The sequence below is a fragment of the Vibrio sp. 10N.261.55.F4 genome, from assembly GCF_041470465.1.
Lineage (GTDB): Bacteria > Pseudomonadota > Gammaproteobacteria > Enterobacterales > Vibrionaceae > Vibrio > Vibrio crassostreae_C.
The window spans coordinates 1-15,502 of record NZ_JBFRMM010000043.1 but is presented as its reverse complement, the minus strand read 5'-3'; the positions used below and the strand labels follow the sequence as shown (position 1 = coordinate 15,502).

Here is a 15,502-nt window from a genome sequence, read left to right as displayed (position 1 = left end):
TTCAGGCAATAAAAAAGCGCTGTTGGTTTCCCAACAGCGCTTTCAATAATCTTACTCAGAATTACTTGTGGTAAGGCTTAGACAATTCGTGAACAGCGTCAACGAATACACCAGCGTTCTCTGGCGGTACATCTAAGTGGATACCGTGGCCTAGGTTAAATACATGACCTGTACCACCGTCGCCGAAGCCTTCAAGGATGCTGCCCACTTCTTCGCGAATACGTTCAGGCTGAGCGTAAAGCATTGAAGGATCCATGTTACCTTGCAGAGCAACTTTGTCGCCGATGCGAGCTTTTGCATCTGCGATGTTGATTGTCCAGTCTAGACCAACCGCATCACAACCTGTTGCTGCGATAGACTCAAGCCACATGCCACCGTTCTTAGTGAACAGAGTAACCGGTACTCGACGACCTTCGTTTTCACGGATTAGGCCATCAACGATTTTGTGCATGTATTGCAGTGAGAATAGGTTGTAATCACGAGGAGTCAGTACACCACCCCATGTATCAAATACCATTACCGATTGAGCACCCGCTTTAATTTGCGCGTTCAAGTATTCGATAACACTGTCAGCCAGCTTGTCTAGAAGCAGGTGCAGCGTTTGTGGTTCTGCGTACATCATCTTCTTGATCTTAGTGAATGCTTTAGAGCTTCCACCTTCAACCATGTATGTCGCTAGAGTCCATGGGCTACCAGAGAAACCAATCAGTGGCACTTCGCCTTTCAGGTCTTTACGGATCTGACGAACCGCATTCATTACGTATTGAAGCTCGCCTTCTGGATCAGGTAGGCCAATCTTCTCTACGTCAGCTTTACACGTGATAGGACGCTCAAACTTAGGACCTTCACCTGTTTCAAAGTACAAACCTAAGCCCATTGCATCAGGGATAGTTAGTATGTCTGAGAACAAGATTGCCGCATCAAGCGGGAAACGACGTAAAGGTTGAAGTGTTACTTCTGATGCCAGTTCCGCGTTTTTGCACAAAGACATGAAATCGCCCGCTTCAGCGCGCGTTGCTTTGTATTCAGGAAGATAGCGGCCAGCTTGGCGCATCATCCATACCGGTGTGTAATCAACAGGCTGTTTTAAAAGTGCGCGTAAATAGCGATCGTTTTTTAATTCGGTCATTCCGTTAAATTCCAATTCAATCTTGTCTAGTTTTGATGGCAAGTATTCTAACACTGATTGAAGGGTAAAAGCTGTGTGCTTTGCAACCTAGATCAAGTTATTAACTTTTAAATCAATGCTTAATTTGCACCCAATTACGGGAGCATGTTAAAAATTTGTTCGCTAGCGAAAATTACAATTATAACATCTGAGTAGTCACTACTCAGCATCTCATAACGACATCTTACTTACCCCCTCCACTTGTGGAGGGTTTTTTTTAGCTTTTGATCACCCATAGGCCAAATACTATCACAGGCAAATTAGTGCTCTAGTATCTGCTCAGTCACACCATCTTTCATCACGTCATCAACGGTTTTCTCAATCAACTGTCTCGCAATGGTTCCAACAGGAGCAACATCAGGCAGGCTTGTTACGTCAAACCATTGAGCATCCGATAGCTCGCTGTAGTCAGGCTTGAGCGTACCACCAGCATAATCTGCGAGAAAGCCCATCATCATACTCGATGGAAACGCCCATGGCTGGCTGCCAAAATAACGAATATTATCGACATCGATACCCGTTTCTTCTTTGACTTCTCTTGCCACACACTGCTCTAAGGTCTCTCCGACCTCTAGGAAGCCCGCTATCACGGTATACATACCTGTCTTATGTCTTGGGTGCTGCGCAAGCAATATCTTGTTGTCGTTTCGTACAGCGACAATGATGCACGGGAAGATACGAGGATAATGAAGTGTGCGGCAATCTCCACACTGCATCGCCACCTGGTTATGGTTGAGATGATTTCGACCACCACACTGAGGGCAAAAACGCATACTTTGAGTCATATGCCCATATTGGATGGCTTTGCTTGCAGTCAAGAAACTCACTTCAGGCCAGTGCAGTAACTCTCTTAGGCTGACCATGCTCAGCTCATTCTCCACATCACAATCGTTGAGCCAATACACCTTGCGACCTTGATGCTGACCAATACAGATTGCATGCTCCACACTCAGCCCAAGCTCTTCAGCAGAGCCAAACGGAAACTGATCATTATTAACCCAAATATCACTACCAGAAACGACGCACCAATAAGCTTGCTCTGTCATTTTGTTATCACTTTTTTTAAACATCCCTATGCCTCATTGCTTGCAGTTCGTTCATTTTACTGGCAATCTAATTTCATACTAGAGTTGTAGCAGAGAATATTTCAAGCTATTACTTTTAGTAGCTACCAATAAAACGGACCCTGCTTAGGCAATTACTTGATCACAAGGTTGTGATCAGATCATGAGGACATGGTCATGCTAAATAAATTCAAACAAATACAAGAACAATGGGGTGGCTCTAATGAGGTCATCGATCATTGGCTCGAAACTCGACAGTCTCTAATCGTTGAATATTGTAAGCTAGGTGCCTTGCAGCCAGCTAGCAACGGGCAATCAAACGTTGTTGAACTCCCTTCCCCTAAAGAAATAAGCTCATTCTGTGATCATGTTGTCGATTATATCTCAGAGGGTCATTTTAAGATCTACGATATGGTCATGAAAAAATGGCAAGCAACAGGCTTTAAAACCAATGACGAGATTGATACAACTTACGCGAAGATCGTACTTACAACCGAGCCGCTTCTAGAATTCAATGATAAGTACGTTAAAGTAAATGCAGACGATGAGTTGCCTAACTTCGAAGGAGATATGTCCAAAGTAGGTGAACTACTCGAACTACGTTTTGAAGTAGAAGATAATCTTATCCAGCTTATTGCAGACAGTTTAGCGATTCCACCAGGCGCTTAGTTAGCCGAATCCTTAATAAGCTTGCCTCTGTGCAAGCTTTTTGTTTTGTCTGTAAGGTTATCCAAACTACCCAGAACCTTTCAGACAGAGCTTACTCGCTCGCCCTGACCTTTAGCCATAAGCATATGGTTACAGCCCTAATCAGCCTAGTCATCTCTACCCTTTATCTTACTGGCCTCAAAGAGCACTCTTCAGGACATAAATCCAACCTCACCAGCTAGATAAGCACACCTATCACTTTATAAGTCATAGCTAAATACCAATACGCCAGATACAAAAAAGGCACCCGAAGGTGCCTTTTTCTTATCTCTTAGAGACTACTCGTAGAGCTTACTCTTCTGAAGAGAAACCAGCGTTTAGAAGTGCTGCTAGATTGTCAGTAGCTTGTTCAGCTGAAGGACCTTCTTGCTCTTCTTCACGTTGTTTTTGACGCTCTTGGTGGTATGCGAAACCAGTACCAGCTGGGATCAGACGACCAACAATTACGTTCTCTTTCAGACCGCGAAGGTCATCACGCTTACCAGAAACCGCAGCTTCTGTTAGTACGCGAGTCGTTTCTTGGAACGATGCAGCTGAGATGAATGACTCAGTTGCAAGAGATGCTTTAGTAATACCTAGTAGATCACGTTCGAAACGTACTAGTTCTTTACCTTCAGCTTCTAGCTTACGGTTAGCAATCTTAACATTGTGGTACTCAACTTGTTCGCCAGGTAGGAACGGAGAGTCACCAGAATGAGTGATTGTACACTTACGTAGCATTTGACGAACGATAGTCTCGATGTGCTTATCGTTAATCTTTACGCCTTGTAAGCGGTAAACTTCTTGAACTTCGTTCGCGATGTACTGAGTTACTGCGTGGATACCACGTAGACGCAGGATATCGTGTGGAGTTTCAGGACCGTCGGCGATTACATCACCACGTTCAATCTTCTCACCTTCGAACACGTTCAATTGACGATGCTTAGGAATCATCTCTTCGTAAGCGTCACCGCCTTCACGAGTGATTACTAGACGACGCTTACCTTTCGTTTCTTTACCGAAAGACACAGTACCTGTGTGCTCAGCAAGGATCGCAGGCTCTTTAGGCTTACGAGCTTCGAATAGGTCAGCTACGCGTGGTAGACCACCGGTGATATCTTTGTTTCCGCTCGATTTTTGAGGGATACGAGATAGTGTGTCACCGATGCCAACTTCAGCGCCATCTTCGATGTTTACAATCGCTTTGCCAGGTAGGAAGTAGTGAGCTGGCATATCAGTACCAGGGATCATTACGTCGTTACCTTGCTCATCAACAAGTTTGATAGCTGGACGCATATCTTTACCTGCTGCTGGGCGAGCTGCTGCGTCTGTAACTTCACTTGAAGAAAGACCCGTTAGATCGTCAGTTTGACGAGAAACTGTAATACCATCGATCATATCTACGAATTGGATACGACCTGCCACTTCAGTGATGATTGGCATGGTATGCGCTTCCCAGTTAGCTACAACTTCACCAGCAGTAACTGCTGCGTTGTCGCCTTTGGTTAGCATCGAACCGTAAGGAAGTTTGTGCTTCTCTTTAGTACGGCCGAATTCATCAATAATCGTCATCTCAGATGCACGAGAAGTGATAACCAGTTTCTTATCTTTGTTAACTACGAACTTAGCATTGTGAAGTTTCACAGTACCAGTTGTCTTAGCTTGGATGCTGTTCTCTGCTGCTGCAGTAGATGCCGCACCACCGATGTGGAACGTACGCATCGTTAGCTGTGTACCCGGTTCACCGATAGATTGTGCAGCGATAACACCAACTGCTTCACCTTGGTTCACTAGGTGACCACGTGCTAGGTCACGACCGTAACACTGTGCACAACAACCGAAGTCTGCATCACAGGTAACAACAGAGCGCACTTTCATGCTATCTACTGAGTTGTCTTCCATGATTTGACACCACTTCTCATCAATCAGAGTATTACGTGGAATCAGTACATCTTCAGTACCAGGCTTAAGAACGTCTTCAGCTACTACACGACCTAGAGCAAGCTCAGAAAGTGCAACTTTAACGTCACCACCTTCGATGTGAGGCATCATGTCGATACCTTCATGCGTGCCACAGTCATGTTCGTGTACTACAACGTCTTGAGCAACGTCTACTAGACGACGAGTTAGGTAACCCGAGTTTGCTGTTTTCAGTGCTGTATCCGCAAGACCCTTACGAGCACCGTGCGTTGAGATAAAGTACTGAAGGACGTTTAGACCTTCTTTAAAGTTCGCTGTGATCGGCGTTTCGATGATTGAACCATCTGGACGCGCCATCAGACCACGCATACCTGCTAGCTGACGAATCTGAGCTGCAGAACCACGTGCGCCCGAGTCGGCCATCATGTAGATGCTGTTGAACGATTCTTGCTGTTCTTCTTCGCCGTCACGGTTGATAACTGTTTCAGAAGATAGGTTATCCATCATTGCTTTCGCAACGCGGTCATTCGTAGATGCCCAGATATCGATAACTTTGTTGTAACGCTCACCCGCAGTAACAAGACCAGATTGGAATTGCTCTTGGATTTCGCGAACTTCTTCTTCAGCAGATTCAATTTCATCGTATTTCGCTTGAGGTACAACCATATCGTCGATACCTACAGAAACACCAGAAAGTGCAGCGTATGCAAAACCTGCGTACATGATTTGGTCAGCAAATACTACTGTATCTTTTAGACCAAGCTTACGGTAACACTCGTTAAGAAGAGTAGAGATCTGCTTCTTACCTAACTTTTGGTTAACGATGCTGTACGGTAGGCCAGCTGGAACGATTTGCCATAGCATTGCACGGCCGACAGTTGTATCAACCATCTTCGTTTCAGTAGTGCTGTTACCATCTTCGTCTACTACAGTTTCGGTGATACGTACTTTAACGCGAGCGTGTAGCTCAGCAGTCTTAGTACGGTATGCCTTTTCAGCCTCAGCAGGGCCAGCAAGGTACATACCTTCGCCTTTCACGTTGATCTTGTCACGTGTCATGTAGTAAAGACCCAATACAACGTCCTGAGAAGGTACGATGATCGGATCACCTGACGCTGGCGACAGAATGTTATTCGTCGACATCATCAGTGTACGTGCTTCAAGCTGTGCTTCTAGAGTTAGAGGCACGTGTACCGCCATTTGGTCACCATCGAAGTCGGCGTTGTATGCCGCACACACTAGTGGGTGAAGCTGAATCGCTTTACCTTCGATTAGTACTGGTTCAAACGCTTGGATACCTAGACGGTGAAGTGTAGGTGCACGGTTAAGCAGTACTGGGTGTTCGCGGATTACTTCGTCCAGGATATCCCAAACGATAGCTTCTTCGCGCTCTACCATCTTCTTAGCAGCTTTGATTGTCGTAGCCATGCCACGAGTTTCTAGCTTGCTGTAGATGAACGGCTTAAATAGCTCAAGTGCCATCTTCTTAGGAAGACCACACTGATGTAGACGAAGGTATGGACCTACTGTGATTACAGAACGGCCAGAGTAGTCTACACGTTTACCTAGAAGGTTCTGACGGAAACGACCTTGTTTACCCTTGATCATATCAGCAAGAGATTTCAGAGGACGCTTGTTAGAACCAGTGATAGCACGACCACGACGACCGTTATCTAGAAGTGCATCAACAGACTCTTGCAGCATACGCTTTTCGTTACGTACGATGATGTCTGGAGCCGCTAGCTCTAGAAGGCGCTTCAAACGGTTGTTACGGTTGATCACACGACGGTAAAGGTCGTTCAGATCTGAAGTCGCAAAACGACCGCCATCTAGTGGTACTAGAGGACGTAGATCTGGCGGCAGAACCGGAAGTACAGTCAGAATCATCCATTGCGGATCGTTACCCGATGCAATGAACGCTTCAACTAGCTTCAGGCGCTTAGTAACTTTTTTACGCTTAGTTTCTGAGTTAGTCGTTTCTAACTCTTCGCGCATTTCTTCCACTTCTTGATGAAGGTCCATTGTTGCAAGCAGATCTTTGATCGCTTCAGCACCCATCTTAGCAGTAAATTCGTCACCCCACTCTTCTAGACGATCCAGATACTCTTCTTCAGTAAGCATCTGAGATTTTTCTAGATCAGTCATACCTGGTTCAGTTACTACGTACATCTCGAAGTAAAGAACACGTTCGATATCACGTAGAGGGATATCCATTAGTAGACCGATACGAGACGGCAGTGATTTTAGGAACCAGATGTGAGCAACTGGTGAAGCTAGCTCGATGTGGCCCATGCGGTCACGACGAACTTTAGTTTGTGTAACTTCAACGCCACACTTCTCACAGATAACACCACGGTGCTTCAGGCGCTTGTATTTGCCACAAAGACATTCGTAGTCTTTAACTGGACCAAAAATACGTGCACAGAACAGACCATCACGTTCAGGTTTGAACGTACGATAGTTAATTGTTTCCGGCTTTTTAACTTCACCAAAAGACCATGAACGGATCATGTCTGGTGAAGATAGACCGATTTTGATTGCATCAAATTCTTCGGTCTTATGCTGTGCTTTTAGAAAGTTTAATAAGTCTTTCACATTCAGCTCCTGTAAGGAGTTAAAGGAGCTCACTGCTGTAGCAAGCTCCCTTTTACCAAATAATCCTATCTTCTTTTAAAAAGAAGGAGGGATTACTCTTCGTCTTCTAGCTCGATGTTGATACCTAGCGAGCGAATCTCTTTCAACAGTACGTTGAACGACTCAGGCATACCAGGTTCCATGCTATGGTTACCGTCTACGATGTTCTTATACATCTTAGTACGGCCGTTAACGTCATCTGACTTAACTGTTAGCATTTCTTGTAGAGTATATGCAGCACCGTATGCTTCTAGTGCCCATACTTCCATCTCACCAAAACGCTGACCACCGAACTGAGCTTTACCACCAAGTGGTTGCTGAGTTACTAGGCTGTAAGAACCAGTTGAACGAGCATGCATCTTGTCATCAACCAAGTGGTTCAGTTTCAGCATGTACATGTAACCAACAGTTACAGGACGCTCAAACGAATCACCAGTACGACCATCAAACAGTTTAAGCTGACCAGATTCTGGCAGATCACCCAGTTTAAGTAGTTCTTTGATTAGAGACTCAGAAGCACCGTCGAACACAGGAGTAGCAATCGGTAGACCGCCACGTAGGTTCTTGATCAGTGTACGAACTTGATCATCAGACAGTTCAGCAATATCAACTTTCTGACGAGTATCACCAAGATCGTAAACCTTCTGTAGGAACTCACGGAACTTATGCAGTTCTTGTTGTTCCTTAACCATTTGGTTGATCTTGTCACCGATACCTTTCGCAGCCAAACCTAAGTGAACTTCTAGGATCTGACCGATGTTCATACGCGATGGTACACCCAGCGGGTTAAGTACGATGTCTACAGGCTGACCTTTCTCATCGTATGGCATGTCTTCAACAGGGTTAATCTTAGAGATTACACCTTTGTTACCGTGACGACCGGCCATCTTATCACCAGGCTGGATACGACGTTTAACCGCTAGGTAAACTTTAACAATCTTAAGAACGCCAGGCGCTAGATCATCACCTTGAGTGATTTTACGACGCTTAGTTTCAAACTTCTTATCGAAGTCTGCTTTTAGCTCATCCCACTGCTCAGCAAGTTGCTCAAGCTGTGTTTGTAGCGCATCGTCTTCTAGAACTTGCTCTAGCCATTGCTTACGACCGATAGTATCAAGCTTAGCTTCAGAGTAACCACCAGACAGAAGTACAGCTTTAACACGGTTAAGAAGGCCACCCTCAAGAATTTGGAACTCTTCAGTTAGGTCTTTCTTAGCTTCTTTAAGCTGCATCTGTTCGATTTCAAGTGCACGCTTGTCTTTCTCTACGCCATCGCGAGTGAAGACTTGTACATCGATGATAGTACCCGAAACAGAATTTGGTACACGTAGAGAAGTATCTTTAACATCAGATGCTTTCTCACCGAAGATAGCACGTAGCAGCTTCTCTTCAGGAGTCAGTTGAGTTTCACCTTTAGGGGTTACTTTACCAACTAGGATGTCGCCACCCTTAACTTCAGCACCAATGTAAACGATACCTGACTCGTCTAGTTTAGACAGAGCAGACTCACCTACGTTTGGAATATCAGCTGTGATCTCTTCAGAACCCAGCTTAGTATCACGAGCCACACAAGATAGTTCTTGGATGTGGATTGTCGTGAAACGGTCTTCTTGAACTACGCGCTCAGATACTAAGATCGAGTCTTCGAAGTTGTAACCGTTCCAAGGCATGAATGCGATACGCATGTTTTGGCCAAGAGCTAGTTCACCAAGGTCTGTTGAAGGACCATCAGCAAGAACATCGCCACGTGCAACTGGTTCACCAGGAAGTACAGTTGGACGTTGGTTAATACATGTGTTTTGGTTCGAACGCGTGTACTTAGTTAGGTTGTAGATATCGATACCAGCTTCGCCAGGTACCAATTCATCTTCGTTAACCTTAACTACGATACGAGAAGCGTCTACAGACTGAACTTGACCACCACGTTTAGCAACCGCTGTAACACCAGAGTCAACTGCGATGTTACGTTCGATACCAGTACCTACTAGAGGCTTATCAGCCTTAAGTGTTGGTACAGCTTGACGTTGCATGTTGGCACCCATCAATGCACGGTTCGCATCATCGTGTTCTAGGAACGGGATAAGCGAAGCAGCGATAGATACTACTTGGTTTGTCGCAACGTCCATGTAGTCAACGTGATCGCGTGAGTGAAGACCAGATTCACCTTTTTGACGAGCTGTGATTAGCTCATCTGCAAACGTACCTTCTTCAGTAAGAATGGTGTTTGCTTGCGCGATTACGAATTGACCTTCCTGGATTGCAGACAGGTAATCAACTTCTTCTGTTACTACACCATCTACTACACGACGGTACGGAGTTTCTAGGAAACCGTAATCGTTACAACGTGCAAACGCAGATAGTGAGTTAATTAGACCGATGTTTGGACCTTCAGGCGTTTCGATCGGACATAGACGACCGTAGTGAGTTACGTGAACGTCACGTACTTCGAAGCCTGCGCGCTCACGAGTAAGACCACCAGGACCTAAAGCAGAGATACGACGTTTGTGCGTAACTTCTGACAATGGGTTGTTTTGGTCCATGAACTGTGAAAGCTGTGAAGAGCCAAAGAATTCTTTAACTGCAGCAGAGATCGGCTTAGCGTTGATAAGATCTTGAGGCATGATTGCATCAAGGTCACCAAGGCTTAGGCGCTCTTTAACGGCACGTTCTACACGAACTAGACCAACACGGAATTGGTTTTCTGCCATTTCACCTACAGAACGGATACGACGGTTGCCAAGGTGGTCGATATCGTCCACTTCACCAATACCGTTACGGATACCAATCAGTTTCTTCATCACTTCGATGATGTCTGATTCATCCAGAGTACCGCGCTCTTCTTCTTCTTCACGCTCGATAGAGCTGTTGAACTTCATACGGCCTACAGTTGATAGGTCGTAACGTTCTTCAGAGAAGAATAGGCTTTCGAATAGAGACTCTGCAGCTTCTTTCGTTGGTGGCTCGCCAGGACGCATCATGCGGTAGATTTCTACCAATGCAGAGATGCGATCTACTGTGCTATCTGCACGTAGAGTGTCTGACATGAATGGACCGTGATCTAGGTCATTCGTGAACAGAGTTTGTAGAGCCTTGTGGCCTGCTTGAGACAGGTTAGCAAGAGCTTCTAGGCTAATCTCTTGGTTCGCGCCAACGATGATCTCGCCAGTTGCTTCGTTGATGTAATCTTTAGATGCAACTTTACCAACGATGTACTCTACTGGTACTTCGATGTGCTCAACGCCATCTTTTTCAAGTTGACGGATATGGCGAGCAGTAACACGACGACCAGTCTCAACGTAAGTTTTACCGTTTGCTTCGATGTCGAATGACGCAGTTTCACCACGTAGACGATCAGGAACCAACTCCATAAGAAGAGTTTGGTCTTTCACTTCGAAGTTCACTTTGTCGAAGAACAGATCAAGGATTTCTTCAGTCGATTTACCAAGTGCACGAAGAATAATCGATGCTGGTAGCTTACGACGACGGTCGATACGTACGAATAAGTTATCCTTAGGATCGAACTCAAAGTCTAACCATGAGCCACGGTAAGGAATTACACGTGCGTTATAAAGAACTTTACCTGATGAGTGGGTCTTACCCTTATCACTGTCGAAGAACACGCCTGGGCTTCGGTGCAGCTGGGATACGATAACCCTCTCGGTACCATTAATTACGAAAGTACCATTGTCTGTCATAAGCGGAATTTCGCCCATGTAGACTTCTTGTTCTTTAATGTCTTTTACAGTACCTGCTGGTGCATCTCGATCAAAGATAACTAGACGTAGTTTTACGCGTAGTGGCTTTGAGTAAGTAACACCGCGGATTTGACATTCTTTAACGTCAAAAACTGGCTCACCAAGACGGTAGCTAACGTATTGCAGCTCAGAATTGCCGTTGTAGCTCTGAATTGGAAATACAGAACGGAAAGCAGCTTCAAGACCGTATTGACCTTCTGGATCCTGTTCGATGAATTTGTCGAAAGAATCAAGCTGGATCGATAACAGGTATGGAATGTCCAAAACTTGTGGACGAGTACCAAAATCCTTACGGATGCGCTTTTTCTCGGTATAAGAGTAAACCATGGGGTTCCTCAGCTCGCTGATAAGTGACCCAAACCACCCAAAACACTCTTCAGAGGGGGTGGTGACAAACAGCTGTTTAGTGGTAGTGAACAATCATTTCGAAAAAATGACTGTTTTTTTGCTCGGATTATGACGGTTAAACAGCGGAAATTTCGTCATAGCCCTACAGCGCAAAAAGGCCGGTGGTTAATAAACCACCAGCCATTAGCCTTGCGGCTATGAAATTAAGTAATAATTACTTGATTTCAACAGAAGCGCCAGCTTCTTCTAGCTGTGCTTTAAGAGCTTCAGCTTCAGCTTTGTCAACGCCTTCTTTAAGCGCTGCAGGAGCTGAGTCTACAAGACCTTTAGCTTCTTTAAGACCTAGGCCAGTTGCGCCACGTACAGCTTTGATAACTTGTACTTTGTTAGCGCCAGCAGCAGTTAGGATTACGTCGAATTCAGTTTGCTCAGCAGCAGCGTCGCCGCCAGCTGCGCCACCAGCTACAACTGCAGCTGCAGCTGAAACGCCGAATTTCTCTTCCATAGCTTCGATAAGCTCAACAACTTGCATTACAGACATTTCTGCAACTGCGTCTAGGATTTGCTCGTTAGTAATAGACATAACAATTCTCTTTTAAGTCAACAATAAGTTTAATTTGCAACCAGTGAAAAGCAAGGCTTAAGCCGCTGCTTCTTCTTTTTGGTCACGTAGTGCAGCGATAGTACGAACCAGCTTGCCAGCAGAAGCTTCTTTCATGCACATCATTAGGCGTGCGATAGCTTCGTCGTAAGTTGGTAGTGTCGCTAGTACTTCAGCATCAGTAACTGCGCCTTCAAATGCAGCAGCTTTGATCTCGAAATCTTTGTTCTCTTTAGCGAAGTCTTTGAAAAGACGCGCTGCAGCACCTGGGTGCTCGTTAGAGAACGCGATCAGAGTTGGACCAGTGAAAGTGTCTACTAGACACTCGTAGTCTGTACCCTGAACCGCACGGCGTGCTAGTGTGTTACGAACAACTTTCATGTAAACACCCGCTTCGCGAGCTTGTTTACGTAGAGAAGTCATTGCGCCAACTTCAACGCCACGAGAATCAGCTACAACTGCAGAAAGTGCACCACTGGCAGCTTCGTTGACTTCAGCAACAATTGCTTTTTTGTCTTGAAGATTTAAAGCCATTTGGATTAACCTCTGGTTGTGATTACAGCACCCAATACAAAATGTATTGAGCGTTTACGATGTTATTTAAAAATGAATAAATCCACTTCAAACCACAACATCGCCTACGTAGGTTTTATTAAGCTATCAATAATCTAATGAAAATCGACAGCGCCTACGGTCTTGGGATAGATGATTTCAAATTGCTTTAAAACCACCCAACCACAAATATTAGGCGCAGAAGTATACACTAAATCTGCGCCTAAGCAAATTAGTTTGCTTGAGTATCAAGACTAGCTTGATCAACAGCAACACCAGCACCCATCGTAGTAGAGATGCTTACTTTCTTCAGGTAAGAACCCTTAGCTGAAGAAGGCTTAGCTTTCTTAAGAGCAACTAGAAGTGCTTCTAGGTTCTCTTGAAGCTGGCTAGCTTCGAAAGATGCTTTACCGATAGTAGTGTGGATGATGCCGTTCTTGTCGTTACGGTAACGAACCTGACCAGCTTTAGCGTTCTTAACCGCTTCAGCAACGTTAGGAGTTACAGTACCAACTTTAGGGTTTGGCATAAGGCCACGTGGACCTAGGATTGTACCTAGTTGACCAACAACACGCATTGCATCTGGAGAAGCAACAACTACGTCGAAGTTCATTTCGCCTTTTTTCACTTGCTCAGCAAGATCTTCCATACCAACGATATCTGCGCCAGCAGCTTTAGCAGCTTCTGCGTTTGCACCTTGAGTGAAAACAGCAACGCGGATGTCACGGCCAGTACCGTGAGGTAGCACTGTTGCGCCACGAACGTTTTGGTCAGATTTACGAGCATCGATGCCTAGGTTAACAGCAACATCTACAGACTCAACGAATTTAGCAGTCGCTAGTTCTTTAAGAAGAGCAACAGCTTCGCTGATTTCGTATTCTTTAGTTGAGTCAACTTTGTCGCGGATTACGCGCATACGCTTAGTAAGTTTAGCCATGATCTTATCCCTCTACCACTAGGCCCATTGAACGAGCAGTACCAGCAATAGAACGTTTCATTGCTTCGATGTCAGCACCAGTCATATCAGCAGCTTTAGTTTCTGCGATTTCCTGAACTTGAGCGTCAGTAACAGTACCAACTTTCTCAGTGTTTGGACGACCTGAACCAGACTTAACGCCAGCAGCTTTCTTAAGAAGAACAGCAGCAGGTGGAGTCTTAGTTACGAACGTGAAAGAACGGTCGTTGTAAACAGTAATAACTACTGGAGTAGGTAGACCTTTCTCAACAGATTCTGTTTTTGCGTTGAACGCTTTACAGAATTCCATGATGTTCACGCCGTGTTGACCTAGAGCAGGACCAACCGGTGGACTTGGGTTTGCCATACCAGCTGCAACTTGCAGTTTGATATAAGCTTCAACTTTCTTAGCCATGATATTTCCTAATATTTTGGGTACATGCGCTAGCCGCAAGGCGAGCTCCCCATAAATTCAATTAACTCTTTTTCACTTCCACAGAAGCAAAAAGGCGCGAAATTATAATCATAATTCGCGCCTTTAACAACCCTAAAAAGGTGATTTTTTATACTCTTTTATTTTGAACAACTTATGAAGTATTTATCCACAGCTTGTTCAAAACTTAGAGTTTTAGTCCAGTTTTTCAACCTGACCAAATTCAAGCTCAACCGGTGTTGCACGACCAAAGATCGATACAGATACCTTAATGCGGCTTTTCTCGTAATCTACTTCTTCAACAGTACCGTTGAAGTCAGCAAATGGACCATCGTTCACACGAACCACTTCACCCGCTTCGAACATTGTCTTAGGACGTGGAGACTCGCTCGCTTTCTCTAGACGGTTCAAGATAGCATCAGCTTCTTTATCAGTGATTGGTGCAGGACGATCAGAGGTACCACCAATGAAGCCCATAACACGCGGAATGCTGCGTACTAAGTGCCATGATTCATCATTCATGATCATTTGAACTAATACGTAGCCAGGGAAGAATTTACGTTCACTTTTACGGCGTTGGCCTGCACGCATTTCCACTACTTCTTCAGTAGGTACTAGCACATCGCCAAATAGTTCTTCCATGTTGTGCATTTTAATATGCTCGCGTAGCGACTGTGCAACACGACCTTCAAAGCCAGAAAAGGCTTGAACTACATACCAACGTTTTTTTGGAGCTTCACTCATGAATCAGAACCCTCTACACCCCAGTTGCTAGAGAAACTAGACGGACCATAATGCCGTCAATTCCCCAAAGCACTAGAGACATAACAATACATACAGCTAAAACGATCAATGTAGTTTGCATAGTTTCTTGGCGAGTAGGCCAAACAACTTTACGAATCTCCATACGAGATTCTTTTGCAAAATCGATCGCAGCTTTACCTTTAGTTGTTGTTGCTGCAACGCCTAGTGCGGCAGCAATCAGCACAACTACACCTGCAGCGCGAATTACAACAGACAATTCACCATACAGGTAATTACCCACAACAGCAGCAGCCAACAGAACAAAAGCGACAATCCACTTCATTGTATCTGCTGCACCTGAGCTATCAGGAGTTTCAGCGTTTGCTTTCATAAAACCAACCTGTGATAAGTCTTAAATATAGACGACAATAACCCCGCTGTTGCAGGGCACATTCCTTTGCGTTGCAAAACAACACATCTAACAGTCATTTTAGTCAAAAAGACCGTTTAATTCTTTGCTAAGAGCAAAAATCGATGTCAAAACATCCAACTCTTTTTTTAGCGCAGAAAAAGGGCATCAAATGATGCCCTTTTTACTAGTGGTTCGTCAAATCTTATGCAAAGATTTTAGCTACAACACC

Annotated in this window: 11 protein-coding genes; 1 reads left to right on the top strand and 10 read right to left on the bottom strand. The window is 44.9% G+C overall.

The window, feature by feature from the left end:
• Positions 1 to 61: 61 nt before the first annotated feature.
• Both hemE and nudC read right to left on the bottom strand, forming a co-directional pair.
• Positions 62 to 1,129, bottom strand: a complete 1,068-nt coding sequence (gene hemE, locus AB4249_RS19620) for a uroporphyrinogen decarboxylase (protein WP_017060530.1) — start codon at positions 1,127 to 1,129, stop codon at positions 62 to 64.
• A 299-nt stretch (positions 1,130 to 1,428) separates the two neighbouring features.
• Complete coding sequence (gene nudC, locus AB4249_RS19615) at positions 1,429 to 2,238, bottom strand: NAD(+) diphosphatase (protein WP_371724702.1); 810 nt, start codon at positions 2,236 to 2,238, stop codon at positions 1,429 to 1,431.
• A 165-nt stretch (positions 2,239 to 2,403) separates the two neighbouring features.
• Between nudC and AB4249_RS19610 the strand changes: the two genes are divergently transcribed.
• On the top strand, positions 2,404 to 2,901 hold the full coding sequence (locus AB4249_RS19610) for an Rsd/AlgQ family anti-sigma factor (protein WP_032546263.1): 498 nt from the start codon (positions 2,404 to 2,406) through the stop codon (positions 2,899 to 2,901).
• A gap of 330 nt (positions 2,902 to 3,231) precedes the next feature.
• Here AB4249_RS19610 and rpoC read toward each other — a convergent pair whose 3' ends face one another.
• From rpoC to secE, 8 genes are all read right to left on the bottom strand, one after another.
• Positions 3,232 to 7,434, bottom strand: a complete 4,203-nt coding sequence (gene rpoC / locus AB4249_RS19605) for a DNA-directed RNA polymerase subunit beta' (protein WP_017060527.1) — start codon at positions 7,432 to 7,434, stop codon at positions 3,232 to 3,234.
• A 92-nt stretch (positions 7,435 to 7,526) separates the two neighbouring features.
• Positions 7,527 to 11,555: a DNA-directed RNA polymerase subunit beta gene (gene rpoB, locus AB4249_RS19600; protein WP_372104500.1), complete on the bottom strand. Its 4,029-nt coding sequence runs from the start codon at positions 11,553 to 11,555 to the stop codon at positions 7,527 to 7,529.
• A gap of 235 nt (positions 11,556 to 11,790) precedes the next feature.
• Positions 11,791 to 12,159 carry a 50S ribosomal protein L7/L12 gene (gene rplL / locus AB4249_RS19595; protein WP_017060525.1) on the bottom strand — a complete coding sequence of 123 codons (369 nt, stop codon included), beginning with the start codon at positions 12,157 to 12,159 and terminating at the stop codon, positions 11,791 to 11,793.
• A gap of 57 nt (positions 12,160 to 12,216) precedes the next feature.
• Entirely contained in the window at positions 12,217 to 12,711 is a 495-nt protein-coding gene (gene rplJ / locus AB4249_RS19590; protein WP_017060524.1) for a 50S ribosomal protein L10, read from the bottom strand.
• Positions 12,712 to 12,961: 250 nt separating this feature from the next.
• Complete coding sequence (gene rplA, locus AB4249_RS19585; protein ID WP_017060523.1) at positions 12,962 to 13,666, bottom strand: 50S ribosomal protein L1; 705 nt, start codon at positions 13,664 to 13,666, stop codon at positions 12,962 to 12,964.
• Between the two features lie 4 nt (positions 13,667 to 13,670).
• Positions 13,671 to 14,099, bottom strand: a complete 429-nt coding sequence (gene rplK / locus AB4249_RS19580; protein WP_010435555.1) for a 50S ribosomal protein L11 — start codon at positions 14,097 to 14,099, stop codon at positions 13,671 to 13,673.
• 213 nt (positions 14,100 to 14,312) lie between these two features.
• Positions 14,313 to 14,861: a transcription termination/antitermination protein NusG gene (gene nusG / locus AB4249_RS19575; RefSeq protein ID WP_010435556.1), complete on the bottom strand. Its 549-nt coding sequence runs from the start codon at positions 14,859 to 14,861 to the stop codon at positions 14,313 to 14,315.
• 13 nt (positions 14,862 to 14,874) lie between these two features.
• On the bottom strand, positions 14,875 to 15,252 hold the full coding sequence (gene secE, locus AB4249_RS19570; protein WP_010435558.1) for a preprotein translocase subunit SecE: 378 nt from the start codon (positions 15,250 to 15,252) through the stop codon (positions 14,875 to 14,877).
• Positions 15,253 to 15,502 lie beyond the last annotated feature (250 nt).